Below are 26,826 nucleotides of genomic sequence, written 5' to 3' on the forward strand. Positions count from 1 at the left end.
ATCAGCCCTCGCCTAAAAATTAGTCGCCTTCAAAGGCGATTTAATTTGGCAATTTATGATCACCTTAAACAAGTTAGAAACCGATATACTTAGTCCGCAATAAAGACCTATGTGAAGTTTGCTTCAGTATTTTGTAAAGAAAGGTTAAAAAACTAAACCGTATCGTCTAGTATCTTGTTCACAATCCCATAAAAGACTATGAATAGCGTACTATTAATAGTGCTAAACAGAGTGTCTTTAATAGTGCTAAACAGAGTATCTTTGAATAGTTAACGTCTGTTCAGTGATACCCAAAAAGCATCTAACAAAATGTTACTCTGACTTAATCTAGTAAAAAAAATGTTAGAACAAGGTACCCAATAATCATTAACCTGGGATACCTAGCCATCAAGAAAATGTAGAGCAGTTAACCATGACAGCAAGGTTTGAATCCAATAAGCAGTTTGATGCAGAGGCCAGTGACCTCCTAAGTCAAATTATTCAATATAGGCGTGATGTACGTGGTAACCGTTTTTTACCCACTCCGATTGAAGATAGCGCCCTTAAACAAATTCTCGATGCCGCACTGCATGCTCCTTCCGTCGGGTTTTCTCAACCGTGGGAGTTTGTCCTAATCAAAGATAAAGCCACTAAACATAAAATTCGAGAAAGTTTTAATACTGAAAACGATAAAGCCAAAGACACCCTCTCCCATTCGTTAGACAAAGATAAACAAACCCAATATCAAGGTTTAAAGTTAGAAGGCATTGAAGAATCCCCCCTTAATCTTGCGGTTTTCTATAAACCCAGTAAGCAACCCGTATTAGGGCAAACCAGTATGCCAGATATGGGTCGGTTCAGCGTAGTTTGTGCCGTTCAGAACATGTGGCTTATGGCTCGCTCACTTAACATCGGCATGGGCTGGGTCAGCATACTTAACCCAGATGACGTGAAAGCAATATTAAAAGCACCAAAAGACAGAGAGCTTATTGCTTATTTATGCGTCGGTTATGTGGATAAATTTTATGATAAACCTGAACTCGAATTACAAAAATGGGAAGCCCGTAAAAATGCCGAACAAGTCATCATTAAAGAGCAGTATCTAAATGACTCATTTAGTTAAGATTTATCGCTCAGCAATTTTCCCACTTTAAAAAGGACATATCATGATTGTCGGATTGTATTTTTGTTTATCTTGTTTGCTGGTGTTAGCGCTCTCTTTTAACGTGGTAAAACAAAGACGTATTGGCCGTGTTGCTTTTGGGGATGGGGGTTATAAGCCCCTAATTTGGGCAAGAGCAGGTCATTCAAACGCACTTGAAAACATCCCTATCGCCCTACTGTTACTTGCGATGTTGGAGCTCAATCATAGCCCGGCATGGTTTATTCATGCCCTAGGGTGTGCTTTTTTAATGGCTCGTTTGATTCATGCTAAAAGTATTTTAAGGGGCAGATGCAAAGGTCGAGCAATTAGCATGCAAATCACCTATGCGGTTTTATCTATTTTGATCATCGCCAATCTCATTGTTCTACCCTATAAAGAGATTTTCAGCCTTTAATCTGGCGAAGACTTTATCTTATAAGGTGTCATCTCCCTTATCAGGCTTATTGGAGTCAAATTTCAGTAAATTGACCCTTTCACTCAGTAGAAAACCAAGATTGAAACGGGTATGATTCGCAGCCAAAATCTGCTGCCCTGCAGCCTCCCAATACTCTCTTTTTAAATACAAGATTCTCATGACTGATCAAGCAAAACCTCAATCTGCCAAACTGTTAGAAACTGCCCACACTCACATGCCTATGGGCGTTGCTGATAGCTACCGCTATTGGGGTGAAAAAAACACTGTTTTCATCAAAAGCACACAAGGTGCCACTATCACCGACTGTGATGATCAAACATTTGTTGATTTTCGTCTTGCTTACGGCCCTATTATTTTAGGCTATCGCGACTCTCGCATTGACCAAGAGGTCATTCATGCCATCACCCAAGTTGGTACAATTTCTGGCTTCTCAACACAATTAGACTCTGAGGTTGTAGCCCTAATTAAAGACCTTTGCCCTCAAATTGAAAAAGTACGCTTTGCTAACTCAGGGACTGAAGCCGTTTTAGGTGCAGTAAGAACAGCAAGAGGCTTTACTGGTCGTAATAAAATTGTTGTGGTGGAAGGTGGTTTTCATGGCCTTTATGACGAGATGATGTGGAAATCCGATGTGGATAACTGGGATGCAAACTCTGAAGCAGCACCCGAAATTGCAGCCTTCGGTATTGGTATTCCAGAAAGCAGCAAAGAACATCTTGAAACCGTTCCTTTAAATGATTTAGACGCTTTGAACGCTGTATTTGATCGTGTTGGGGATGATATAGCCGCGATTGTCATTGAACCTATTATGGGTAACTGTGGCAGCATTGCAGCCACTCAAGATTATATTCAGGCTTTGCGTGATATTTCTGACAAGAATGAATCATTGCTTATCATGGATGAAGTTAAGACAGGATTTCGCGTTGCTAAAGGCGGCGTTCAAGAGCTATATGGAATCTATGCCGACCTCACCACTTATGCTAAAGCCATGGGTAATGGTTACCCAGTCGCGGCATTTGGTGGCAAAAAAGACATCATGGATAAAATTAACTTTGGCAAAAATGGTGTCACCCACGGGGGCACTTATACCGCCAACATGATAGCCTTAAGCGCAGCGAAAGCGACCCTAACAGTACTTAAAGAAACAGATGCACTTGCCACAGTCGACAAAACTGGCCGTGCAATTCAAGCACGTCTTGGCAAAGTATTTAGTCACTTTGGTATTGAGCATAAATTTGCGGGACCCGATGCCATGTTTGGCATTCACTTTGGTAAGTTTGTACCGCAAAACTACCGTGACTGGAAACAAACTGACTCAGAGCTTTATACCAAATTTGCATTTAACCTGATTAATAAAGGCATCATGCTAGAACCTGATTCTCGTGAACCTTGGTTTATTTGTGAAGCTCACCAAACCATTGATCTTGATTGGTTAGAAGCAACCGCCATGTCTGCTATGCAAGAAGCGATCGACACACATAAAGCCAAGTAATTTAGTTTTAAACAGCAGGCAACTTGCCTGCTGTTTATATCATTATGTGAGCTTACCTTATGCTATTTTCTAGCACTGACACGCATTTTTATTTGAGCTGAAAACACTTCAACACCCTGAGTATCTTCCACACTCACAGGTAAGACATGATCACCCTCGGTTAATGTCTGATAATCTTCGATCTGACACACAGCTTTTAAATGACTTTTCGCGATTTTCTGATATTTCACTTCCATGCCGACTGGTATCCAGCGATATCTAGCATCTAGTGAAACATCTAAGCAGGTGCCTGCCGCCAGTTCAGCAGCATTGCACATAGCGATCGCATGAACACTGTTAATATGATTCGTTACTGCTCGGCGTTTTTTAACATGTACTTCAACCTTACCAGGGGCTAAAGCATGAAAATATGGCTTTATCGATCCAAAATAAGGTGCTTTAAAGCACACTGCTTTAGAAAATAAAACCCGTCCAAGATGACGCTTACCTAACTTTTTCCATAACCCTAACGCCATACTGTTTGATGCTTGATAAGTCATGGCTCTCACTCTCCTTTTAATAGAAGAATTAAGATAACCAATCCATTTGTCATACAATAGGCAAAAAAAGCCCGTAATCACTAACATTTAGCTTCAGACCCACCTCTTTCACAGTAATTAACTTGCACCTATGGGTAATACATTAGAGACTGAAGTTTCTAATACCATCATCTTAATCAAGGATTATCTAATGAGAAACACTGTACCTGAGGTTACCTTCAAAACTCGCGTAAGAAATGACGCATTAGGCGGACCCAACCCTTTTGAATGGAAAGATTTAACCAGTGATGATGTCTTTAAAGGCAAGAATGTCGTTGTGTTCTCTCTTCCTGGCGCTTTCACACCCACTTGCTCAACCTCCCATCTTCCACGTTTTGAAGAACTCTATGATGAATTTAAAGCGCAAGGCGTGGATGCTGTTGTCTGTATTTCAGTCAATGATGCCTTTGTGATGTTCCAATGGGGCAAGAGCCAGAACGCACAAAATGTTTTTCTGTTACCAGACGGCAATGGTGATTTCACTCGCCAAATGGGCATGTTAGTGAAAAAAGATAATTTGGGCTTTGGAATGCGTAGCTGGCGTTATGCCATGTATGTTGAAAATGGTGAGATTACTAAAATGTTCTCTGAAGCTGGCTTTCAAGATGATGCGCCTGCTGACCCATTTGAAGTCTCTGATGCTGATACCATGCTTAACTATCTAAAACAAAGATAAGTTAATCAGGCCATAGCTTAAGCAAGTTATGCTTAAGCTATGGTGCTCCTCTTTGTGACTCTTTTAGCCCTCTATTGCTTGAGGGAATTTATCTCCACACCATTTTTCCCTCCCATAATTTTTCATATTACAAAATTTCTTAACCATGTTAACGCCAAACAGTTTTATTAAATGAGCCTTTAATAAAACATTTATGAGACTAGAGATATTCCTTTAGGTCATTTATACAAAACACTGATATAAATTTTTTTAATATTTCTGACTATTTTTTGACCAAAAGATGTCAATTATCTTCAGTCATAGAGGATTATTACTTTTACTTGGAGTTAACGATGAATCAAACAATAAGAACAATCGGTTTGTTACCTTTTCTAGTTTTACCTTTTTACGGAGCAAGCGCTCAGGCTGAGGATCTCTCTGCCAATAAGATTGCAAACCTTCAGCAAGATGAGACTAAGACCTATGTAAGATGTTGGTACCGACCTTCTGGTAGTCATGATGATGCCAGTACAAGTTGGGAGTGGGCGCTAAAAGATAATGGCAGTTATTATTCAATCAATGGTTATTGGTATTCTAAAACCGCTTGGAAGAATATGTTCTATACGGATGTAAGCCAAGATACGATTAGAGAACGCTGTGAAGCAACCTTGAATGCAAATTATGATGCGGCAGATATTACTTTCTTTGCAGCCGATACTCGTTTGTCATACAACCATACGATTTGGACCAATGATGACGCCAGTAATAACGACAATACAAGTAAGATTAATAAAGTGGTTACCTTTGGCGACAGTATTTCAGATACAGGCAATATCTATAATGCTTCCCAGTGGATCTTCCCCAATGACAAAACCTGGTTCTTGGGTCACTTTTCCAATGGCCTAGTTTGGAACGAATATCTCGCATTAGAGAAAGGCTTACCAAATTATAATTGGGCTGTTGGCGGCGCAGCGGGATCAGATCAATATGTGGTGCTGACAGGTTTAACCAGTCAAGTAGAGTCCTATGTTGAATACATGCAACTGGCAAAAAACTACGATACAAAAGATACCTTGGTTACCCTAGAAATTGGCCTCAATGACTTTGTTAACTATGACAGAAGTGTCGCTGAAGTTAGCGCAGACTTTACTGAAGCAGTAGACAACCTTATTGATAATGGCATTGAAAACATGCTTATTTTGGCTCTAGTAGATGCCTCAATTGCGCCTCAGTTTAAATACGCTGATCCAAGTAAAGCCGATGAAGTAAAAGCAAAAATCGTAGAATACAACGCCTTTGTAGAAGGCAAAGTAGCTGAGTATCAAGCGCAAGGACTTAACTTTGTACTTTATGATACTTTCAGCTTATTTGAAGATATTGTAGCAAACCCAAGCAATTATGGTCTTCGTAACACCAGTGACTCTTGCCTAGATATCAACCGAAGTGCATCGTCAGATTATTTAAAATCTCATAACCTTCGCTCTGATTGTGCAACCTATGGTTCTGATACTTACCTATTTTGGGGAGTAACCCATCCATCAACACAAACACACAAAATCATTTCTGATGCAGTGGTTGAAAATGCACTACCAAACTTTAATTTCTAATGCTGTAAACATGAGTCATTAAAATTAGAGATAAGCAGGCCTTCTATATAAGGCCTGCTTTTTATTTAAAGAATGTATTTATCTCACGACTTATCATGCTCGGCTCTTCAAGAGGCAACATATGGCTACTACCTGCCACCATTTTTTGTGACATCTTGTGACCCGCTAAGCCGTTAAACTCCTGCATCCAAGCAAGATTGATTAAGCTATCTTTTTGACTATAAATAAAACGAACATCACAATCTAATGCCAATAAAGGCTGCATAAGGTCATCACGTAAAGAAGTATTTTCAAGCTGACTCAGCAGGGTATCTGCACCCAGCGCTTTATCCATCTCCAAGATAAGATCGATATGCAAAGCAGACTTCTCTGCCAATAAGGCTTCTGCTTTCACTCTTGGCATACCTTTATAGCCAAAGCGTTTGAGTATAGAGACGGTTTGTTTACGCAAGCTAAGTTCATCGGCATTGAGAGCACAAGGGCTGTTAGCGAGCACCATGAGTTTATCTAACCTTTCGGGAAAGCGACTCGCTACTAAACTGGCAATATATCCACCTAAGGAAAAGCCTAAAAGGTTAACCCTATCCTCTTTAAATTGAGCAACAAGATGATCTGAAATGTCATCTAAGCTCATCTTGTTGGGTATTGTCAGATAACAAAGTTCAAACTCATCAGATAATAAAGGCAATAAAAATTGCCATAACTGCTGCGTACACATGGTACCTGGAATAAGATATAGCTTGGTTTTCATCTCTCTCACTATTTTTGTTTCATAAATGCTATAGCTAAACCTGAGCTAATAAAGGTCAACCCTGCACTGATATTCATACCAGAAACCAGTCTTGGTCTTGATTCTAAAAAGCTAGAAAGTTTAGAGGCAAAAATCCCCATCAGAGCAAAACCAACGGCAGTTAACAAAGCAAACCAAACACCATATACCAGCATTTGTTGGCTCACTGAGCCAAGCTTAGGATCCACAAATTGAGGAATAAAGGCGAGGACAAACATACCCGGTTTTGGGTTAAGGGCAGCGGACAAAAAACCTGTCGAAAAGATATTGGTTAATGACTGCTTTTTAACCGGCTCTAAGCTAAAGAGATTTCGAGATCTCAGCACCTTAATGCCTAAGAATATTAAATAAGCCGCACCCATTATTTTAACGGCATAAAAAGCCACCTCAGAGGTTTGTATCAATAGGGTTAAACCAAAGGTGGCCGCTAAAACGTGAAACAGAATGCCTGTTCCGGAGGAAAATCCAGATAAAGCCGCGGCCACTTTGCCTTGGCTTAAACCACGTCCAATAGCTAATAAATTATCTGGTCCTGGGGTAATGACCAACAATAAACAGGCTAACGTAAAACTCATCCAGACAGTCAATGGGAACATAATAAACTCCTTTTAGTTAATAAAAAGACTCTATCCCACCCAAGTCACATTCGCCAAGTTATTTAGGGCCGCATTTGCCAATTGCTCATTACTTTTCGATTCTTCTCAAAACAAAACCACTATGGCAATGACAATACTATCTCTCCTCTTCTTTAAACGAGACAGGCATTTTAAAAGAGATGAAACACAGCCCCTCCCTTTAATCACATTCATTTGGTTTTTTTGGTGCTTTACTTCTTAGAATGAAGAGAAAGAAGAAAGAGACTCCCCTAAATTGGCGGCTAATTTCAGGACATTAATTGAAGGTTTTAAAATTGAAGGCTCCAGTATCTCTCGCGTTAGCGATATAGAAAATTTTAAAGTACTGATAGTTTATCTTTAGACTAAAACTTAAGTGAGCAAGCGCCTACAGGCGGCTAAACCTGATCGTCGCTGTAATTCAGTATGCTCACAATACTCAGCAAGAAGTAGCTCTGAACCAACCGCAGATTTAAAATGCTTTTCAAAGCCTGTGCTTACCTCCAGCCATTGCTCAGACGTTATATTTATTCGCTGTAAGATTGGTGCTAGCGAAATATCCAATGAACCTCGTTTGCCTTCCCTGATCACCCTGCCTGTTAGATCAATCAATTCAAGATAATCTTCAAGTTTAAAAGGCAGACCCTCTGGTTGATCTTCACTTACATGGCCGATGAAAGGAAATAATGTTTTAGGTTGGGTTTGATGTGCTTTAGCCACTTCGATTCGCGTTTTAATACTTGTATGCTTCGAGGTTTCTGGTGTCTTTTCCATTTTCGCTCTAACGGGATTTAGGTCGACATACGCCATACAGGAAACCAATGCAGCTTCGTCTAGCAAGGCTTGGGATTTAAAGCGGCCCTCCCAGAAATGGCCGGTACACTTATCCTCGTTATTCGCCATACGTGCGATTGGCTCGTTTAGCTCTTTCATGAACCAACTTATGCTCATTAACCTTTTACGGTACTTCTCACACCTCTCATATACTAAAGCTAGCTCAAACTCTTCTAATCTTTTGTTTTCTAGATACTTTTCTGTGAACTGAGTACCTTTATGAAGACGATGCCAGCGTTCAAGCACTTCTCTGATTGACCAATTTCTCGCTTGATCAGCATCAATGTGAAGTACCAAATGAGTATGATTGCTCATGACGGCGTAGGCGCATATATCGATAGCAAAAACCTTGGCTAAGGCTAGCATTTTATCTTCGATCCAGCCTCGTCGATGCTCATAGCTTTTCCCAGTAGATTCATCTACTCCACACAGAAAAGTACGTCTGACACAGCGTGAAACACAATGGTAGTAAGGCGTATCTTGTAGGCTAATTAGGGACTTTCGTGGTTTAGGCATTTTAGATTCCTCATCCTTGAGTGAATTTAATAAAGCTAGATTGTGATTAGAAGAAGGTTAAATTGGAGTGTCTGTCCCGATAAAACTTTTGAGTGAATCTAATAAAGCTAGATTGTGATTAGAAGAAGGTCAAATTGGAGTGCCTGTCCTATTAGTGTTGGCATTTGCCAATTGCTCATTACTTTTCAATTCTTCTCAAAACAAAAGCCACTATGGCAATGACAGAACTCTCTATCTCTCCTGCCCTTTTAAACGAGACAGGCATTTTAAAAAGAGATGAAGTATAGCCCCTCCCTTTAATCACATTCATTTGGTATTTTTGGTGCTTTACTTCTTAGAATGAAGAGAAAGAAGAAAGAGACTCCCTTAAATTGACGGCTAATTTCAGGGCATTAATTGCAGATGTTAAAATTGAAGGCAATAGCATCTCTCGCGTTAGCGATATAGAAGATTTTAAAGTACTGATAGTTTATCTTTAGACTAATACTTAAGTGAGCAAGCGCCTACAGGCGGCTAAACCTGATCGTCGCTGTAATTCAGTATGCTCACAATACTCTGCAAGAAGTAGTTCTGAACCAACAGCAGATTTAAAATGCTTTTCAAAGCCTGTACTTACCTCCAACCATTGCTCAGACGTTATGTTTATTCGCTGTAAGATTGGTGCTAGCGAAATATCCAATGAACCTCGTTTGTCTTCCCTGATCACCCTGCCAGTTAGATCAATCAATTCAAGATAATCCTCAAGTTTAAAAGGCAGCCCCTCTGGTTGATCTTCACTTACATGGCCGATGAAAGGAAATAATGTTTTAAGTTGGGTTTGATGTGCTTTAGCCACTTCGATTCGCTTTTTAATACTTGTATGCTTTGAGGTTTCTGGTGTCTTTTCCATTTTCGCTCTAACCGGGTTTAGGTCGACATACGCCATACAAGAAACCAGTGCAGCTTCGTCTAGCAAGGCTTGGGATTTAAAGCGACCCTCCCAGAAATGGCCGGTACACTTATCCTCGTTATTCGCCATACGTGCGATTGGCTCATTTAGCTCTTTCATGAACCAGCTACTTTTCTTTAGTGAGCATTAACCGTTACGGTACTTCTCACAAGTTTCATATACAGAAGCTAGCTAAAACTCTTCTAATCTTTTGTTTTCTAAATACTTTTCTGTGAACTGAGTACCTTTATGAAGACGATGCCAGCGTTCAAGCACTTCTCTAATTGACCAACTTCTCGCTTGATCAGCATCAATGTGAAGTACCAAATGAGTATGATTGCTCATGACGGCGTAGGCGCATATATCGATAGCAAAAACCTTGGCTAAGGCTAGCATTTTATCTTCGATCCAACCTCGTCGATGCTCATAACTTTTCCCAGTAGATTCATCTACTCCGCACAGAAAAGTACGTCTGACACAGCGTGAAACACAATGGTAGTAAGGCGTATCTTGTAGGCTAATTAGGGACTTTCGCTTCACTAAAAGAAAGCACATTTTAGATTCCTCATCCTTGAGTGAATCTAATACAGCTAGATTGTGATTAGAAGAAGGTCAAATTGGAGAGACTGTCCTATTAATGTTTTACTGCCTCGTCCTATTAGTGCCTCAAAATATGAAACGAAGTGGAACAGAGCAAGCGGTTACGAGTCCGACTTTAAAACCTTGTTAGCTTACGGTTACACCAATCACAGCAGCACTTTTTACTGCCAAATCTAAATAACGCTCAGCTTCCGATTGCGTTACGGCAAAATCAGGCAAGTGACTTGCTTTGTTTCTGATTTGTCGCAATTGATTGATTAACTCTAAACTGTCTGGTGAAAACTTACCTGATGAAGCAAGATGATCCAAAATCATTTTAGGGTTAGTTCGCTTAATTGCAGAACCACTTGAAAGCCCATTTTTCATTGCTGCGGTTTCAATTAATGTCCACGCTTCAACAACAGCTGCTCTTGGAGAAACATCAGCAATACGAAGTAATTGTTCTTTTTGGCTTAAATCTGTTTCTGATTCGTTTATTTCTGGTTTTGCAATATTTTCAGCACTTTTTTCAGCTTTACTTAGACTCTTTTCGAAGCTTGCTTCAACATCTTTGTACTTAAAAGATGATACGCGGCCTAATAATTGGCGTACTTCAGCACGAAAGATATATGCAATCCAAATAACAGCAACAGGCCATGCTAATGCTTTAACTAGTTCAACGAAATGTTCCATATTTTCCTTAGTAAGCTAACATCTATTGACAACCCGCTTTTGCAAGCAAAAATATCTTCTGACAAATAAGGCTCTGCAGCCATCTATTCTTACTTTAATCGAGGACTTAAACCTTTATCCCAGATAAATTAGTACAAGCTGTTTTGTCATCAATTTTTTACTATGCAAAACTGAGTATCTTATTTACTCATTAATAAACCGTGAATTTATTATTCAGTTGTACTAATAAACACTTACGAGCGGACTCTCTACATCACTTCTACAACCCGTGATCCAGAACAAAAACCACCCTCTACGTACACAATGGAAAATTATCTTACTCAGTTTTCTCCACATTTCAATCAATTTTAACCTTATCAATAAAGAAAATACTCTAACTATAACAACAACTTATATTAGAAAAACCCAATTAAAATCTAACTCATTTTTATGGAAAACCCATCTTTATAAACCTATTCAAAAACCATAAGTATTACAGAACATTTCACCACTACTCTTCTATCTGCTTGCGAGCTTATTTGGTACTTAAGAATGGATGTAAAAATTGATGAGGAATAGTTTTAAACAAGACTGCTATTTTAAAAGAACCTAGTTTAAAAGCCCGCTAACGCCTTAACCTAAAAAGGGGATTTCTGCATATTGCTTGCAACCCTTTTCGCTTTGTACGAATCTAGTTTAAACACAATATGGATAGTGACATGTTCTCAAATAATGACTTCCCCTTAAGCCCGGTGCCTTTAGATCAACGCAAGGGCTTTGTCTCAATGACAAGCGTATTGTTAGGTTTCACCTTTTTTACTGCAACCATGTGGGCTGGGGGGAAATTAGGCTCATCCTTTAGTTTTTATGAGCTTATTGGCCTTATTTTTATTGGTAATTTATTACTGGGTGGCTATGCCGCAAGCCTAGGTTATATCGCCTACCGTACTGGTCTTAATACCGTTCTTCTGAGTCGTTATTGCTTTGGTAACCAAGGCAGTAAGCTTGTCGACCTCATACTTGGTTTTACTCAAATAGGTTGGTACGCCTGGGGCACGGCCACCATAGCCATTGTGCTTGTTGAATTACTCAATTTACCTCAAAGCCTTACTCTGCCATTAATGCTCTTGTTTGGATTCGCCTTTTGTCTCACTGCTCTCATTGGTTATCGAGGCTTAGAATTTTTATCTAAGATATCTGTCCCTGCCATGCTCTTTTTCATTGGTTTAAGCCTCTTTCAAGGGGCAATTGATATAGGTGGAATAGAGGCGCTAATCAGTCAAACGCCCGAACAGAGCTTAAGCTATTCAGCCGCCATTACTTTGGTTTTCGGTACCTTTGTCAGTGGTGCAACTCAAGCCACCAATTGGAGTCGCTTCTCAAAGTCTGGGAAAATTGCGATTACAAGTACTCTATTGGCATTTTTTATAGGCAATGGTTTGATGATCTTTGTTGGGGCCTTTGGGGTGCTTGTCTATCAAGAAGCAGATATGGTCGATGTGCTTGTTAGCCAAGGTTTTATGCTAATTGCAGTCTTGATGTTATTTAGCAATATTTGGACAACCCAAGATAATACTATTTATAACTTTGCCGCTGCTGGTTGCCACTTATTGCGAACTAAGCAAAGAAGCCGAGTCATTCTAGCCGGAGCAAGCATAGGCACACTACTCGCTGTATTTGGTATGTATGAATTCCTCATTCCCTTTTTGATTCTATTAGGCACCTTCATTCCACCTATTGGCGCTATTATTATCACCGACTTCTGGCTTAAGCGACGTCACGATACGCTTAGTTTTGAAGATGTCACCTTCTCAAAAATTAATTATGCAGGGCTTATTGCTTATTCGATGGGGTCTGGTGCCGCTTACTTAAGCGAATGGGTTGCACCTATTATTGGTATTCTCGTCGCTGCTATCAGCTATGGTTTATTGGACCTGCTATTAAAAAAGCAGGTCCAGATAGAGGCCTAAGCTAATAAGGCCTAAGTTAATAAGACCTAAGTTAATGATTAGCGGGTTTATGGCGCTTTGAATCTCGTCTTACTGAATCAAAACCATAAAGCAGTAAGCCCACCCAAATAAAGGTAAAAGTCAGCGCCTTAGCTGGCTCTAATTCTTCACCATAAACAAAGATAGCCAACCCTAGAATCATGGTTGGTCCAATGTATTGCATAAAACCTAAGGTCGAGAGCTTGACTGTTTTAGAGGCAAGCGAAAATAGCAATAAAGGCAGTGTTGTCACAGGGCCAGCAAGCATAAATAGCATCCAAGTCGTTAACTCACGTTCTGCAATATTACCACCAGCATTATACAAGTAGCCCATAATGATAAAGGCAATTGGCATAAGTAGACTGGTTTCAACAAATAAAGAGGTGAAACTGTCTGTCGGTGTTTTCTTATGGCAAAGACCATAAAAACCAAACGACAAGGCTAAGAGGATAGAAATCCAAGGTAAATAACCTAAAGCGACAACCTGTATACCTACCCCTATAACAGCTAACCCTAAAGCGATAAGTTGAACTCTATTTAGCCGCTCACTCAAAAAGAAATAAGCCAATATGACACTAATAAGCGGATTAATATAATAACCTAAGCTTGCATCTATCATCCTATCTGTTGCGATAGCATAGATAAAAACAGACCAATTCACCCCGATTAAAAAGGTGGTCGCTAATAAGGTTTTAACAGTTTTACTTGAAGCAAGTGCGCTTTTTACATTGCCCCACTTACCCATAAATGTAATCACTATTGCTAACAGAGCAACAGACCAAATAACCCTATTCGCCACAATATCCAGTGGATTTTCATCTGCCATCCACTTGAAGTAAATAGGCGTTATCCCCCATAAAATATAGGCAGACAGAGCAGGCACTATGCCTTTATTCACCGACGTATTCATGATGTCCCTATGATTTGAAACGAATAGAAAAATTCTAGTAAGCAGTTATTTCCTAACTTAAGAAATAAGTCAGGGAAAAATGGATTGTAAAACAAGGTTCAGATTGAGCCAAGTGTATTTACAATTTAGCGTTAAAATTGAATGCACTACTCGATTATTTCACTTAAGAAACAAGCATTGGATGAAACTTAAACCCATTATGACTGCATGACCCAAGTCCAATATCCTTTAAGTTCAATATCCTCTAACTCCAATACTCTCCAATGCCAATGTCTGCATCAAGATGATGTGCAATTTGCGCTTGCAACAATTCTGCCGACGCATAAGCATCGGTTAAAGCATGATGCGCTTTATATCTAGGTAGTCCATACCTTTGTCGACAGGCATCTAAACGTACCGAAGTATTCCCTCTAAACATACGCGCCATTAAAGGTCTTTGTTTGAGAATTTTTTGCTCTAATGCCAGGGTGTCCAACACGGGGAAAAATAAATCTTGCCCATACAGCTTTTTTGCCGCTTGATACAAAAACTGCCTTTCAATTGCCGCACAATGAACCACGACGACCTTCCCTGCCAATGCGTCCAAAATAGCCTCAAAATAGCGGCTTAAAGGAGGCGCTTGCTCAACGTCCGAGTGGGTCAATTCATGAATAGTAATGGATTGAGCGGATAAAGGCGCGCCAGGGTTTACGACCCAATAATTTGAGCTAGCACAGCGAATTCGCTTAGCATTCATCGCCACAGACCCGACACTAACTATGGTATCTTTTTGGCTTTTAAGTCCTGTCGTTTCTAGATCTAAAGCAATCATTTGCGTGTTACCCAGGGCACAATCAATGTCAGGGATACCCGCTTGATAAAAGCGTTTTAAAGGGCCTTGAGGTAGTGATTCTGCTTGCTTTTTATAATAGTCATGCCAATCAAATGCTGGTTTTTTGTCCTGTTTAAAGCCCTGATACAAGTTAGTGATCATTAGGAACGCTCACCTGCATAACGAAACTTGATATATTCTTGTTGGCGAGAAACCACATGAAAAGCATCCCTTAAATTACGCCTCTCCAAACTGGATAAATGCTCTGGATTCACATGATTATTGGGCTCTAAACCTTGATCTATCTGGTCAGTTTGGTGTCGAATGCGAACCATGCTAATTAATTCCAACGCCATGGCTAAGTCACGGGCTCGACCTTCTTGTAAAATGCCTGCCGCTTCAATATCTTGTAGGCGTTCCATGGTATTAAGTTTACGGCTACCACAGGCCAGCGCATGCACCCGGACAATATCAATAATGGGCGCTATGCCCCTTTCCTTTAAGTTAAAAGTCTTAGACTGCTTACCGCTACCATCCAATACAAACTGCCTAAAAAAGCCTAAAGGCGGCTTTCTTTGATTGGCATTACGGGCCATATGGGATAAAAAGCGTCTATGTTGTTGTGTTTCTAAGTGAATATGATCTGTGAGCTGACGAGCTAAAGATTGCTCACCATAAACGCACCTAAGATCAAAGAAGATAGAACTTCTAAGCAAGGCTTCTGGCTTAGGGTGCTGAATCCAATCGCTAAAATAGCTTTTCCATTGGGATAAGGGCTGTCGCCACAAGGTATTGCTCGCCATAATATCGCCGGTACAAAGTGGGTAACCACACTGATCTAAACTCTGACATAGCCAATCAGCAAGGGTTTTAAAATACTCCCCATGCACAGCTTCATCATAATTATCAGACAAGATGAAGGCATTATCCTGATCGGTACTGATCGTTTGCTCTTCTCTAGCTTGAGAACCTAGAGCAATAAAACAAAATGGAATAGGTGCTGGGCCAAATTTCTTCTCAGCCAGTTGCAATAAACGCTCTATAAAGGTGGTGCCTATTCGAGATAAGGCATTGCCTATCATGACGCTATTTGCATCCGCATGAACCAATTGGGTAAAGGTATGGGTCATTTTTCGACTAATGGCTTGCAGCGCTTTGACATCCTGTTGCTTATAGATATCACTGATCAAATACATACTACCGTGACTTTCTTTTTGGACGATATCCCCCGAGCTTATCACCCCGATAGCCTTACCATTTTTAGTAATGGGTAAGTGGTGGACATTTTGCGCCATCATCTTCATCACGGCTTCAGAGGCAAAGTCACCACTGTCTATCGTAATCGGATCTTTTGTCATAATGACATTAACGGGCTCATCATAGCTAAGGCCTTTAGCAATCACCCGTGTTCTCAAATCCCTATCGGTTACTATCCCTACCAGCTCATCTTCATGGGTAATAAGTAAGCTTGAAACACGTTTATCCGCCATGCGCTGGGCAGCTTGCTGAATACTGACATCCTCTTCAATACTAATAGGTGGACGCCTTAACAAGCTTTTCACCGGACAGGTCATGAGAGAAACATCTTGGCTTGAGTTTTGAGTCTGTGCATCAAGGGCGCTGCGCAAACGATTCTCTCGGATCAGCTCAAAAAAATCAGAGAAGACATCATTCTCAACATAAAATTTCTTAAACCAAGAAGCGGGAATTAAATACAAAAGACAATCTTCAATGGCTTTTATTTCTTGGGTGACCTTACCATCACGTAATAGGGATAAATAACCGAACAGCTCACCCTCTTCCATTCGCCTTAATAGCTGATCCTTAGTGGATAATACCTCTACGGCACCACTTCGAATAAAGTATAAATATTCATTAATGGTATTGGGCACAATAATGGACTCGCCGTTGCGCACATATTGAATCTCAATTTCATGCACCATTTGCTCAATCAGCTTAGGTTCTTGCATTTCACTAAATGGGAGATACTGGGTCAAAGCATCCAACATTTCTGTCAATTCAACTTCCATCATAGGATTTACCACCTATCCATTTCCAGCATTAAAAATAGTTGTGTTCAAAAAATAAAGCGATGTATGTCACCATACATCGCTTTATTAGAGCAACATTTATTTAAAACCTATTACTTAACCAGATGTAAATCGCTTTGTAGCCCTTTGTATAAGCTCACACACATAATCAACATCAAGACAGAGAAAGGTAGGCCTATGGTGATAGCAGCGGCTTGAATAGCAGAAAGCGCTTCTGAACCCCCACCAATCAATAGTGCAATGGCAATAATACCTTCTAACACAGCCCAAAATACGCGTTGGATCATAGGTGCATCTGTTTTGCCCCCTGCCGTAATACCATCGATAACCAGAGAACCAGAGTCAGATGATGTCACGAAGAAAACAAGTACTAATACGATACCAACAAATGAGATCAAACCAGTAAGCGGAAGGTGATCAAACATTTGGAACATAGCTAAAGAAGCATCTGAAATACCATTAGCCAGCTCACCCACACCATTATTAACTTGATCGATCGCTGAACCACCAAAGATTGCCATCCAAATTAAGGAAACAAAGGTAGGTACGAGTAATACAGCAACCAAGAACTCACGCACAGTACGACCGCGAGAAACTCGCGCGATAAACATACCGACAAATGGTGCCCAAGATACCCACCAAGCCCAATAGAACACAGTCCAACCATGGAAGAAGGTGCTATCTTCACGACCCATCCAGTTACTCAGTGGGATGATGTTTTCAACATAGCCTAGGAAGATAGTCCCCATAGAGCCAAAAATTGCCCCCGTGTTTGCCACGACTAAGACAAACAAAGCTAACGCAGCCGCAATCATGATATTAATGTTACTCAGTAGTTTCACACCGCCTTCTAGGCCTCGCGCTACAGAGATAATAGCCACTGCAGTTACCACTAAAATAACAATAATTTGCGTCGTTAACGTATTGGGAATATCAAATAAGAAGTTAAGACCACTGGTTGCTTGCTGAGCACCTAAGCCCAAAGAGGTTGCCAAACCAAAAATGGTTGCAATAACGGCCAACACATCGATGAAATGACCAATAACACCCCACACTTTCTCGCCTAAAAGCGGATAAAAAGCAGAACGTATGGTTAAGGGTAACCCCTTATTGTAAGCAAAGAATGCTAACGACAAGGCAACAACACCATAGATTGCCCACGGGTGTAAACCCCAGTGGAACATGGTTGCCCCCATAGCAAGTTGCTCACCACCAGGGGTTCTAGCTTCCACATTTAAAGGAGTACCGTACCAGCCAGTATAATAAGCGACTGGCTCAGCCACACTCCAAAACATCAAACCGATACCCATACCTGCTGCAAACAGCATAGAGAACCAAGTGAGAGTGGAATGCTCAGGTTTAGCCTCAGTTCCACCTAGACGGATTTTGCTCACAGGCAAAACAATTAAGGCTAAGCAAAATAATACAAAAATATTACCACTTATCATAAACAGCCAATCAAAATTATTGATCGACCACCCTCTTGCACCGACTAATATTTCCTTCGCATCAGCGGGAAATAAAATGGTACCTAAAATAAATGCAAAAATAATAAACGCACTGCTCATGAATACAGGGTTAAGAAAGTCCAACCCCATCACTTGCACATTATCCTGACCTACTTTATACGCCGTACTATATTCTGCTCTACCATTGCTGGTTTCTTTCAGCTTCATTTTGTTGGCTTCCTATTAATTATAATTATATGTTGCACTTGAAAGTATTATAAAATTACCCCAGTGCAATTGTTCTTTTAGCGTCACCGAATGTTCCTTGATAACCTAAAAGTGCTAAACAAGATGTCCATTTCAATTCCAACGAATATGCAATTTAATACCTATTAACTTTTTAAAACTTATTCTCTGAATTTGGGCCAATCCACTTATCATTTACTTGAAGCAGATGTTAAGCCAATGGAAAAAAAGTAATCAAATCAAGCTAGTTTAGTGAAAATTACTTGAACAACTCACCTTAAGTTTATCATTTATAAACCTTTAATAGGATATCCCCCTTAAATATCTATCATAAAATCCACAAACTCAGTCATTGGCAATTAAATTAGAAAAAGCGAATATTAAAAATAAAAAGGCGTCATGATTGCGCAAATTTTAGGCATAAAAAAACCCAGAACAAAATGTCTGGGTTTGCTTGAAATATAAGCGAAAGGTAATTTAAAACTAAGAGAAATCAAGTAAGTCTTACATCACTTAATATCCAGCTATTATAAAAAAGAAACAGTAACAAATACATAACTTGACCAGTCGTTCCAATTTCTAATCTCAATTCTTACACATTTTAGCTTAACAAAGCCCAATACCTCACCTTCAAATAACTAAAACAAATAATAGTGAACATTAAACTCACACAATTGGTATTTCTTAAGTTTTATGGGATGATTTGAAAAAGGCTTTTTGCCACCCACAAACATCGCTTTCATTATCATTTAGGGGCAAAGTGTGAAATTTGAAGGAACTGAAAATTACGTCGCCAGTGATTCGTTAAAACTTGCAGTCCATGCGGCCATGCTATTAGAAAAACCACTGCTAATTAAAGGTGAACCAGGAACAGGTAAAACCATGCTAGCCCAGGAGCTGGCAGATTCCCTTGGAACAGAGCTCATTCAATGGCACATAAAGTCCACAACCAAAGCACAACAAGGCTTGTATGAATATGATGCGGTTTCACGCCTTAGGGATAGCCAATTAGGTGATGAGAAAGTGCATGATATCGCCAACTATATTGTCAAAGGTAAGATGTGGCAGTCATTTGATGCTGATGTGAGGCCTGTCCTTTTGATTGATGAAATCGACAAAGCAGATATCGAGTTTCCAAATGACCTACTCCTTGAGCTCGATAAAATGGAATTTCATGTCTATGAAACCCAAGAAAGAGTGGTAGCAAAACAAAGACCTATTGTCATCATTACTTCTAATAATGAAAAAGAGTTGCCAGACGCCTTTTTAAGACGCTGTTTCTTTCATTATATCGACTTTCCAAATCAAGATGAGATGCAGCAAATTATCGAAGTGCATCACCCCCATATTAAACAAGATTTATTAACCACAGCATTAGAAGTATTTTTTCAATTAAGAGAGCAACCAGGATTAAAGAAAAAACCGTCTACTAGCGAACTGCTTGACTGGTTAAAGCTCCTTATTGTTGAAGATATAGACCCTGACATATTAAGAGACAAATCTAACAAAGGTGGGCTTGTTCCTCTCTTTGGTGCATTACTTAAAAATGAGCAAGATGTCAGCCTGTTACAGAAACTGGCTTTTATGAGTAAACGACGTTAATCATGACAGAATGAAAGGAGCAGTACTATGCTAATTGAATTCTTTATGACGCTGCGAAAATACAAGCTAAAAACCAGTATTCGTGAATTATTAGACCTGATAAACGCGCTAAAAAAACAGGTTATTTTTGCTGATCTAGATGACTTTTACTTCTTAGCAAGAACAACTTTAGTAAAGGATGAAACCCAATACGATAAATTTGATAAGGCCTTCGCTGATTACTTTAGTGGTATTCAAGATCTAGATTTACTATCAGCATTAAAAGAGGCTTACCAAATTCCTGAAGATTGGCTAAGAAAAGACTTTGAAAAAAGCCTAAGCGCAGAGGAAAAAGCCCAGATTGAAGCCATGGGCGGCTTAGATAAGTTGATGGAAACCTTAAAAAAGCGTTTTGAAGAACAAAAGAAACGTCATGCCGGTGGCAGTAAATGGATAGGAACAGGAGGCACTTCTCCCTTTGGTTCTGGTGGTTATAACCCTGAAGGGGTGCGTATTGGAGAAGACCAACCTAGGCAAAGAAAAGCCGTCAAGGTTTGGCAACAAAGGCAATACCGTAATCTTGATGTAAATGTTGAAATCACTAGCCGAACCATGAAGCTAGCGTTGAAAAAACTGCGTCGTTTCGCAAGAACAGGCGCAAGCGAAAAGTTAGATTTAAATAACACGATAAGTGCAACAGCAAAGCAAGGCGGTATGCTAGATGTGCACATGGAGCCAGAAAGGCACAATGCGGTAAAAGTATTGATGTTTTTTGATATCGGCGGCTCCATGGACGACCACATTCAAACCTGTGAAGAGCTTTTTAGTGCGGCACATAGTGAGTTTAAACACCTTTCGTTTTTTTATTTTCATAACTGTTTATATGAACAAGTATGGGAAAACAACATTAGACGACGCAGTGAATCAATCGATACCATGGGACTAATTAATCGCTTTGGTCGTGATTACAAGGTTATCTTTGTTGGTGATGCCACCATGGGACCATACGAAATCGCAGCGCCTGGGGGCAGTGTTGAGCATTGGAATGCAGAAGCGGGTTCAAGCTGGATCAATAAAATAACCAATCATTTTGACAAGGTTGTTTGGCTCAATCCTCAGCTTGAAGAGCATTGGCCCTATCATTATTCTATTGGCATGATGAAAGAGTTAATGAAAGATAAAATGTTTCCTCTAACCTTAGATGGCATTGGCAGAGCCATTAAAGAGCTTTAACAATTAAAGGCAGGGATAAAGCAAATTTATCTCTGCTTTTAATGATCAATAGCGACCCAATCTAACCATCATTAAGGCCACTCTATTTAGTCATTTTATCAAATAAACTTAAAATTTTACCTTGGCTAATTTCAATCCGATTTTTCCCCTGATGCTTTGCCTTATATAAATTATCATCAGCATACTTAATATAAGCTTCAGCTTGTGTCTCACAAGCTTGGGGAACACCAATGTAAGCGCCAATACTCAGGCTTATTCTAGGTAAACTAGGCTCATCCGGTTGCAGTGCTTTCTCGCTAAATATTTTTTCCCTAAGCTTAAATGCCATTTTTTCAAGCATGTCAGCCTTCACACCTGTGACACAAATAATAAATTCATCGCCACCAAAGCGAGCAACAATGTCGGTTTTTCGGTTAAAAACAGAGGCAATCGATTTTGCAATCAATTTAAGGCAATCATTCCCCTTAAGGTGGCCATAATAATCGTTAAAACGCTTAAAGTTATCTGTATCTAGCATCAAAATAGCAATCGATTTTTGGTCTCTCTGTGCTTGATAAAAGCCTTGTTTAAAAACCGTCATAAAATAACGACGGTTATATAAATTGGTGACAGGGTCTTTTTCACTTAATTTTTTAAACTTACGTTTTTGCTGCTCAATCTTTAAACGCTGAGCTTCCCATTCACTAATATCTTCAATCACACCAAAAATAAGAGACACGCACCCATCATAGTCACAAGCCAACACACGGGCTCGACTTTTATAATGATAATTCTTTTTATGCTCTTGATTGTAATAGGGAAATTGATTGTTATATTCGTCAATGTCTTGACTCAGTAACTTTCTATATTCAGTACAAATTAATTTTGCTTGTTTGTCAGATTTTAATTCAACATTTTTTAGAAAGTCACCGGCAATCGGGCAGGTATGACTCACCGAGTGCTTCTCCAAGCTAGCATCTAATGAAAATGCCTGGGTCATTGTTTGATTACAATAGAAATAATCAGGCTCATTTTGAACATCGATTAACCACCAGCTAATGCCTTGAAAATTAAGTAATCGATTTAGCTGTTCTAAATATAAATTTACTTGAGGGCTGGGCATCCATTGACACCTTTTTGGTTTACAATGACGTTTCGCAATGCTAACGATTCATCCAATCTCATGCGCAAAACATTTCGGCTTCTTCTACCTACTCTGAAGCCTCTAGCTTGGAACCTATATTTAGGTCACTCCTTACTAGTATAGCCCTAACTGATGCCTTTTCCTTATCGCCGGAATGAAATCTAGTTTGTCACCTAGGGAACCTAAGCAAACCTATTTTTATAAGATGTTAGGCTGATAATTCAATGCCTGATATTTAAGCTGTGATATTCAAGTTGTGATATTCAAGTTGTGATATTTAAGCTGTGATATTCAAGCTGTGATATTCAAGAAAGTGCTTTAAAAGCATCATCCGTTGTAAAGAATATTTTTCCTGGCTTTAATTGTTCAATAAAACTTGTTTGCTCTAGCTGATCCATAACAGGCCCTTTTACCTCTGCTAAGTGCAAGTTAATACCCAATTCATCTAATTTTACCTTCATTGCTTCAAAGGCATCTAAAGCCGTCGTATCAATAAAACTTACCGAACTAAAAATAAGGACAATATGCTTTATCGCAGCATCCTTTGTTTTAGATAAAATGAAATCTTCGATACATTGAACATTAGAAAAGTAAATGCTTTCATCCACCCTTATTGCCAAAATACCCTGCTCTGTTTGAACTTGGTGACGCTTAATGTTTCTAAAATGCTCACTGTTACCGACACGTCCAACCACCGCAATATGAGGGTGACTTGCTCGGTAAACCACTAACATAACGGAACCAATAATACCCACACTAATGCCAACCTCTATCCCAAAAATCAACACGGTAAAGAAGGTCGCGATCAAGCTATAAGCATCGGTTCGATTTATCCGCCAACAACGTTTCACTTGCTCAATTTCTATCATAGAGGCTACTGACATCACGACAATGGCGCCTAATACAGCTAAGGGTAAGAAGTAAAAGAAAGGCGTCAAAAATAACAAGGTAATTAATACACCTAGCGCACACACGATACTGGCAAGGGTTGTTTTTGCACCTGCACTATGATTAACCGCCGAACGACTCATGCTGGCCGCAAGCGCAAAGGTGCCACTTAGTGCCGCCACTAAATTTGCCATACCTAGCGCCAGTAGCTCTTGATTGGCATTGATGCGCTCTTTTCGCTTACTGGCAAGCTTAGTACCCACACTGATACTGGTGACAAAACACATTAAAGCAATCAAAAGTGACTGTAAGGCCAGTTCTCGCCATAAGCTGACGTCTAATTGCCAAGCTTGAAGAGTAGGAAAGCCCTCAGGGATAGCACCAACCACACTCACTTGGTTCACATCATTAAGCTGCGCAATAAAAACAATATAGGCTGAGATGAGAACAATAAACATTGGGCCAGCCTTAGCCAAGGCCTGCTCAAATAGAGGGTTTAGCGACAGTATTTTTATATGACGTGGAAAAAAGTTCTTAAAATACCAAAGTCCAATACAAGCCCCTAAGCCGATCATTAACGTGGTGTAATTAATAAAATCAATTTGTTCAAATAGAACCAGCAACGTTTCGCCAAAGCTCAATCCAGCCGGTACTGAAATGCCCAACATATGCTTTAACTGACTGGTTAAAATGATGATGGCTGACGCACTAGTAAAGCCACTAATCACAGGTAAACTAATAAAATTTGTCATACTCCCTAAACGCAGCAAACGCATTAGCAATAAAAATGCGCCGACAAGAAACGCAATATTAACGGCATATTTTAAGTACTCCATGTCATTAGCAGGTGCTAATGTTCCAACACTTGAGGCAATCATGATAGAAATAAGGGCTGCGGGGCCAACAGATAAGCTGCGACTGCTACCTAAAATGGCATAGAAAAAAGACGGTAAAATAGCGCAATACAAACCATATTCAGCGGGAACACCTGCCAGCAAAGCATAAGCCATACCTTGTGGCACCATAATGATAGTTGCAATAAGGCCAGCAATAAAATCACTGATAAAGTCTTGTTTTTGATATGACTTTAGCCAGTGGGCCAAAGGCAGTTTATCTAGGTATAACATGGCAATCTTCTATCGGTTTAAATTCATCCCAGCTTCCATTCTGGAAGTTGCTTTAAGCAATTAAACTAACATAGATAAAAGCAAAACCTCGACACTTATTCCAAAAAAGAATATTGATATTACCAATTGAGCTTATATGATTTTCCAATATAAGCTGTTTCATTTCCATAAAAAAAGGAGCCAGCATCTGCAGGCTCCTTTTATATTAATGAATGTGTCTAACGATTAATGTCGGTAATAACACCACTTTTCTAAACCCGCCATCGCATTTTCTGTTTGCTTGCCTTCATCATAAGCCAATACAAAACCAATTTTTTGAGCAACTTTCTTAGAAGCAATATTATCAGAGGGGATAAGAGCAAGAATTTTATTAAGCTCATTTCCTGCTTGTGCGGCATAGGAAAAGGCACGCTCTAAAAGTTGTTTCACGGCTTCCTCTGCTACCCCAAGGTTTTGATATGAAGGGGAAACATGGCAACTAATATCCACTTCACCGCCTTCCGGCTCTGAGTTAAAACCACAGGCGCCGATAACACAACCCGTATCGTCTTTCATTAAATAAGGCATAGACCAAAATAAGGCCTTGCCCTGTTCACTTAAAGAAACCGATCTTGAAAAGACATGATTAGGTGGTAAAGCATCTTCAGCAAAGGTGTACTGGCTTTGCGACACATCTCTTTGAGGAAATAAAGTGGCAAGTTCAACGAGGGACAACTGTTGTAATGAAAAATCCATTTAAAACACTCCAATATCCAATGAAACAAACATGGCATTGATAGCCGCTAAGGTAAGAATGCCTGCGCTTGAAAAATGCAGAGTAAATCACCTCGCAACTAATTAGAAAATAATCAAACGTACAAGGCTCTACTTAGTCAAATTAAACAAGATTTTGTCTAATTTTCAACCATCTCATAAAGCGTTTTTATGATCAATAATTCTAATGTAATACATTGATACCATTAGGTTAATTCATGTTAATTTACACTTTATATTAGCAAACACACAAGTAAGATAAGCCAAGTGTTTTAAACGTCTCAATTTCTGTTCTTAATACTTAAATTAATTAACCCAGGGCAGAGATTAAGACCCACTTAAAAATAATAAAGCCGACTATTAACTGACCCCCAATAGTTGGATATCCAATTACTGGGGGTCTTTTTATGTCAAAACTTAGCGATTAACGCTCACCTAAAATTTCAAATACATCACTCACCAGTCTGGCTTTTCCGTCTTCTTGTATCTGCCAATGCTCCCTATGTACTGCACCGAAAGCTTTATTCATTGTCCAGTTTGAGCTTAAAATATAACCGTCATCCCCTTCTGCTACCCAGTTTACATCTGAATAATCCACATCTTTAAATCCTTGGTCCATGATGTTTTGCCAAAATGCTTGAATCTCAGAACGCCCCGTGAAAGTCCCCATAGGGCGAGCTTCCATTGTAGCCCCCTCACAATACTGAGCCGCACATCCCGCTGCGTCTTGATTATTAAACGCAATTTGCCAAGCTGCGATACCTGCTTTACATGTCTCTAACACTTTAGAATCCGTCATTTTTTTACCTCTGTTATGTGTTTTTAGACACTTTACCCTTGCCATTAACATCAAAAAACAGAAAAATTAGAAATAACTGTCAACTTTAATAGAACAATATAAATATGAATAAAGCTAAATACATGACCCTTTTTATGCACATTGTGTCAGCAGGTAGTATCACTAAAGCGGCAGAAAAACTTGACGTGTCTAAGTCTGTTGTTAGCCACCAGCTTAAACGTTTAGAACAAGAGTTAGGGGTAACCTTATTAAAGCGCAGCACTCGAAAGCAGTACTTAACTTCAGCGGGAGAAGCCTTTTATCAAGATTGTTGTGAGTTAAATAAGATAACCGAATCAGCTTGGCTACAAGCGAAAGAAGCGCAAGAGGAGCCAAAAGGTAAATTAAAAATCAGTGCCCCCCACGCATTAATGAATACCTTGATTATTCCGGCATTAGCCCAAGCGTTTAGAGGGAATACAAAGCTCAATTTAGAACTTATAAGTAGTGATACTCACCAAGATTTGATGCAAGAAGATATCGATTTAACCATACGGATTGGCCTGTCAGATGCGAGTAACTTAAAGCAAAAGCGCCTTGGCAGCTTTCGTGACCAAGTATGTCAATCAAGACTATTTCCAACTTTAGACGGCATTGCTTTAAAGGGCTCATCTGAAGCTAGTTTTAGCGCCAACAAGTCTATACCAGAGACAATAGAGCGAGCACCTTACATTGCTAACTCATGGCAAGGTAAAGAAATTACACATGAGCTTTCTTCTAAGATAAGTCAAAAAAAGCAGCACCTTACGTTTCATCAAACTCATAAAGCAAATAACCTGCAATCTTGTATTGAGTTAATTGAACAAGGTTTTGGTATCGGCATAGTGCCTGACTTCATTTGTCGTAAACACATCAAGACACTTATGCCAGTATTGGAAGAGTTTGAATTAGCTGATAACCCGATTTACGCTTTACACCCTTATCAAGGTATCACACCGATCGCAGTGCAAATGGCGATTACTCAGATTGAAAACGCCCTAGGAAATTTATCATCATAAGGTGAAA

22 protein-coding genes and 1 pseudogene are annotated in these 26,826 nt (G+C 39.6%); 9 read left to right on the forward strand and 14 right to left on the reverse strand.

Annotation, left to right across the window (positions count from 1 at the left end; all coding sequences use genetic code 11):
- The first annotated feature begins 412 nt into the window (after positions 1-412).
- The 3 genes from bluB (at position 413) to MED121_RS09035 (ending at position 3,051) form a co-directional block, all read left to right on the forward strand.
- Positions 413-1,102: a 5,6-dimethylbenzimidazole synthase gene (gene bluB, locus MED121_RS09025; RefSeq protein ID WP_009833361.1), complete on the forward strand. Its 690-nt coding sequence runs from the start codon at positions 413-415 to the stop codon at positions 1,100-1,102.
- A 43-nt stretch (positions 1,103-1,145) separates the two neighbouring features.
- Positions 1,146-1,538 carry an MAPEG family protein gene (locus tag MED121_RS09030; RefSeq protein ID WP_009833362.1) on the forward strand — a complete coding sequence of 131 codons (393 nt, stop codon included), beginning with the start codon at positions 1,146-1,148 and terminating at the stop codon, positions 1,536-1,538.
- A 178-nt stretch (positions 1,539-1,716) separates the two neighbouring features.
- The gene (locus tag MED121_RS09035; protein WP_009833364.1) at positions 1,717-3,051 is read left to right on the forward strand and encodes an aminotransferase class III-fold pyridoxal phosphate-dependent enzyme; all 1,335 of its coding nucleotides are present in this window, start codon (positions 1,717-1,719) and stop codon (positions 3,049-3,051) included.
- Positions 3,052-3,113: 62 nt separating this feature from the next.
- Here MED121_RS09035 and MED121_RS09040 read toward each other — a convergent pair whose 3' ends face one another.
- Positions 3,114-3,590, reverse strand: coding sequence for a hotdog fold domain-containing protein (locus MED121_RS09040; RefSeq protein WP_036179825.1), 477 nt, complete (start codon positions 3,588-3,590; stop codon positions 3,114-3,116).
- A 190-nt stretch (positions 3,591-3,780) separates the two neighbouring features.
- Between MED121_RS09040 and MED121_RS09045 the strand changes: the two genes are divergently transcribed.
- Entirely contained in the window at positions 3,781-4,305 is a 525-nt protein-coding gene (locus tag MED121_RS09045) for a peroxiredoxin (RefSeq protein WP_036179827.1), read from the forward strand.
- Positions 4,306-4,637: 332 nt separating this feature from the next.
- The gene (locus MED121_RS09050) at positions 4,638-5,891 is read left to right on the forward strand and encodes an SGNH/GDSL hydrolase family protein (RefSeq protein WP_009833367.1); all 1,254 of its coding nucleotides are present in this window, start codon (positions 4,638-4,640) and stop codon (positions 5,889-5,891) included.
- A 61-nt stretch (positions 5,892-5,952) separates the two neighbouring features.
- Here MED121_RS09050 and MED121_RS09055 read toward each other — a convergent pair whose 3' ends face one another.
- The 5 genes and pseudogenes from MED121_RS09055 to MED121_RS09075 all read right to left on the reverse strand — a co-directional run bounded on the left by MED121_RS09055 (position 5,953) and on the right by MED121_RS09075 (position 10,845).
- Positions 5,953-6,642: an alpha/beta hydrolase gene (locus tag MED121_RS09055; protein ID WP_009833368.1), complete on the reverse strand. Its 690-nt coding sequence runs from the start codon at positions 6,640-6,642 to the stop codon at positions 5,953-5,955.
- 8 nt (positions 6,643-6,650) lie between these two features.
- A complete protein-coding gene (locus MED121_RS09060) occupies positions 6,651-7,277 on the reverse strand; it encodes a LysE family translocator (RefSeq protein ID WP_036179831.1) in 627 nt (208 codons plus the stop codon).
- A gap of 390 nt (positions 7,278-7,667) precedes the next feature.
- On the reverse strand, positions 7,668-8,645 hold the full coding sequence (locus MED121_RS09065) for a transposase (RefSeq protein ID WP_009833370.1): 978 nt from the start codon (positions 8,643-8,645) through the stop codon (positions 7,668-7,670).
- A gap of 487 nt (positions 8,646-9,132) precedes the next feature.
- Positions 9,133-10,128 (reverse strand): annotated as a pseudogene (locus tag MED121_RS09070) (transposase).
- A gap of 171 nt (positions 10,129-10,299) precedes the next feature.
- Positions 10,300-10,845, reverse strand: a complete 546-nt coding sequence (locus MED121_RS09075; protein WP_009833373.1) for a hypothetical protein — start codon at positions 10,843-10,845, stop codon at positions 10,300-10,302.
- A gap of 698 nt (positions 10,846-11,543) precedes the next feature.
- Here MED121_RS09075 and codB point away from each other — a divergent pair.
- The gene (codB, locus tag MED121_RS09080; protein ID WP_116371600.1) at positions 11,544-12,794 is read left to right on the forward strand and encodes a cytosine permease; all 1,251 of its coding nucleotides are present in this window, start codon (positions 11,544-11,546) and stop codon (positions 12,792-12,794) included.
- A 31-nt stretch (positions 12,795-12,825) separates the two neighbouring features.
- On the opposite strand, the gene rarD is transcribed toward codB, so the two are convergent.
- The 4 genes from rarD to MED121_RS09100 all read right to left on the reverse strand — a co-directional run bounded on the left by rarD (position 12,826) and on the right by MED121_RS09100 (position 18,260).
- Positions 12,826-13,722: an EamA family transporter RarD gene (gene rarD, locus MED121_RS09085; RefSeq protein WP_009833375.1), complete on the reverse strand. Its 897-nt coding sequence runs from the start codon at positions 13,720-13,722 to the stop codon at positions 12,826-12,828.
- A gap of 244 nt (positions 13,723-13,966) precedes the next feature.
- The gene (locus tag MED121_RS09090) at positions 13,967-14,695 is read right to left on the reverse strand and encodes a 3'-5' exonuclease (RefSeq protein ID WP_009833376.1); all 729 of its coding nucleotides are present in this window, start codon (positions 14,693-14,695) and stop codon (positions 13,967-13,969) included.
- On the reverse strand, positions 14,695-16,566 hold the full coding sequence (locus MED121_RS09095) for a putative nucleotidyltransferase substrate binding domain-containing protein (protein WP_050764560.1): 1,872 nt from the start codon (positions 16,564-16,566) through the stop codon (positions 14,695-14,697). The genes MED121_RS09090 and MED121_RS09095 overlap by 1 nt, the downstream gene beginning before the upstream one ends.
- Before the next feature lie 110 nt (positions 16,567-16,676).
- Positions 16,677-18,260, reverse strand: a complete 1,584-nt coding sequence (locus tag MED121_RS09100) for a BCCT family transporter (protein WP_009833378.1) — start codon at positions 18,258-18,260, stop codon at positions 16,677-16,679.
- A 780-nt stretch (positions 18,261-19,040) separates the two neighbouring features.
- Here MED121_RS09100 and MED121_RS09105 point away from each other — a divergent pair.
- Positions 19,041-19,880, forward strand: coding sequence for a MoxR family ATPase (locus tag MED121_RS09105; protein WP_009833379.1), 840 nt, complete (start codon positions 19,041-19,043; stop codon positions 19,878-19,880).
- Between the two features lie 27 nt (positions 19,881-19,907).
- On the forward strand, positions 19,908-21,092 hold the full coding sequence (locus MED121_RS09110; RefSeq protein ID WP_009833380.1) for a VWA domain-containing protein: 1,185 nt from the start codon (positions 19,908-19,910) through the stop codon (positions 21,090-21,092).
- An 82-nt stretch (positions 21,093-21,174) separates the two neighbouring features.
- Here the strand turns inward: MED121_RS09110 and MED121_RS09115 are convergent, their stop codons facing one another.
- From MED121_RS09115 to MED121_RS09130, 4 genes are all read right to left on the reverse strand, one after another.
- Positions 21,175-22,194 carry a GGDEF domain-containing protein gene (locus MED121_RS09115; RefSeq protein ID WP_009833381.1) on the reverse strand — a complete coding sequence of 340 codons (1,020 nt, stop codon included), beginning with the start codon at positions 22,192-22,194 and terminating at the stop codon, positions 21,175-21,177.
- Positions 22,195-22,520: 326 nt separating this feature from the next.
- A complete protein-coding gene (gene sulP / locus MED121_RS09120) occupies positions 22,521-24,230 on the reverse strand; it encodes a sulfate permease (protein WP_009833382.1) in 1,710 nt (569 codons plus the stop codon).
- A 225-nt stretch (positions 24,231-24,455) separates the two neighbouring features.
- Positions 24,456-24,965, reverse strand: coding sequence for a GNAT family N-acetyltransferase (locus MED121_RS09125; RefSeq protein ID WP_009833383.1), 510 nt, complete (start codon positions 24,963-24,965; stop codon positions 24,456-24,458).
- Between the two features lie 442 nt (positions 24,966-25,407).
- Entirely contained in the window at positions 25,408-25,782 is a 375-nt protein-coding gene (locus MED121_RS09130) for a nuclear transport factor 2 family protein (protein WP_036179834.1), read from the reverse strand.
- 104 nt (positions 25,783-25,886) lie between these two features.
- Here MED121_RS09130 and MED121_RS09135 point away from each other — a divergent pair, with 104 nt between their 5' ends.
- Positions 25,887-26,819 (forward strand): LysR family transcriptional regulator, encoded by a 933-nt coding sequence (locus MED121_RS09135; RefSeq protein WP_009833385.1) that lies wholly within the window; start codon positions 25,887-25,889, stop codon positions 26,817-26,819.
- Positions 26,820-26,826: the final 7 nt, after the last annotated feature.

This window comes from Marinomonas sp. MED121 (assembly GCF_000153025.1).
Taxonomy (GTDB): Bacteria; Pseudomonadota; Gammaproteobacteria; order Pseudomonadales; family Marinomonadaceae; genus Marinomonas.

Coding starts and splice junctions, on each gene's coding strand:
- MED121_RS09035 (WP_009833364.1), top strand. CDS start 1,717: ATGACTGATCAAGCAAAACCTCAATCTGCCAAACTGTTAGAAACTGCC.
- MED121_RS09065 (WP_009833370.1), bottom strand. CDS start 8,645: ATGCCTAAACCACGAAAGTCCCTAATTAGCCTACAAGATACGCCTTAC.
- MED121_RS09040 (WP_036179825.1), bottom strand. CDS start 3,590: ATGACTTATCAAGCATCAAACAGTATGGCGTTAGGGTTATGGAAAAAG.
- MED121_RS09090 (WP_009833376.1), bottom strand. CDS start 14,695: ATGATCACTAACTTGTATCAGGGCTTTAAACAGGACAAAAAACCAGCA.
- MED121_RS09125 (WP_009833383.1), bottom strand. CDS start 24,965: ATGGATTTTTCATTACAACAGTTGTCCCTCGTTGAACTTGCCACTTTA.
- rarD (WP_009833375.1), bottom strand. CDS start 13,722: ATGAATACGTCGGTGAATAAAGGCATAGTGCCTGCTCTGTCTGCCTAT.
- MED121_RS09135 (WP_009833385.1), top strand. CDS start 25,887: ATGAATAAAGCTAAATACATGACCCTTTTTATGCACATTGTGTCAGCA.
- MED121_RS09075 (WP_009833373.1), bottom strand. CDS start 10,845: ATGGAACATTTCGTTGAACTAGTTAAAGCATTAGCATGGCCTGTTGCT.
- MED121_RS09110 (WP_009833380.1), top strand. CDS start 19,908: ATGCTAATTGAATTCTTTATGACGCTGCGAAAATACAAGCTAAAAACC.
- MED121_RS09050 (WP_009833367.1), top strand. CDS start 4,638: ATGAATCAAACAATAAGAACAATCGGTTTGTTACCTTTTCTAGTTTTA.
- codB (WP_116371600.1), top strand. CDS start 11,544: ATGTTCTCAAATAATGACTTCCCCTTAAGCCCGGTGCCTTTAGATCAA.
- MED121_RS09115 (WP_009833381.1), bottom strand. CDS start 22,194: ATGCCCAGCCCTCAAGTAAATTTATATTTAGAACAGCTAAATCGATTA.
- MED121_RS09030 (WP_009833362.1), top strand. CDS start 1,146: ATGATTGTCGGATTGTATTTTTGTTTATCTTGTTTGCTGGTGTTAGCG.
- sulP (WP_009833382.1), bottom strand. CDS start 24,230: ATGTTATACCTAGATAAACTGCCTTTGGCCCACTGGCTAAAGTCATAT.
- MED121_RS09045 (WP_036179827.1), top strand. CDS start 3,781: ATGAGAAACACTGTACCTGAGGTTACCTTCAAAACTCGCGTAAGAAAT.
- MED121_RS09060 (WP_036179831.1), bottom strand. CDS start 7,277: ATGTTCCCATTGACTGTCTGGATGAGTTTTACGTTAGCCTGTTTATTG.
- MED121_RS09130 (WP_036179834.1), bottom strand. CDS start 25,782: ATGACGGATTCTAAAGTGTTAGAGACATGTAAAGCAGGTATCGCAGCT.
- MED121_RS09055 (WP_009833368.1), bottom strand. CDS start 6,642: ATGAAAACCAAGCTATATCTTATTCCAGGTACCATGTGTACGCAGCAG.
- MED121_RS09100 (WP_009833378.1), bottom strand. CDS start 18,260: ATGAAGCTGAAAGAAACCAGCAATGGTAGAGCAGAATATAGTACGGCG.
- MED121_RS09095 (WP_050764560.1), bottom strand. CDS start 16,566: ATGATGGAAGTTGAATTGACAGAAATGTTGGATGCTTTGACCCAGTAT.
- bluB (WP_009833361.1), top strand. CDS start 413: ATGACAGCAAGGTTTGAATCCAATAAGCAGTTTGATGCAGAGGCCAGT.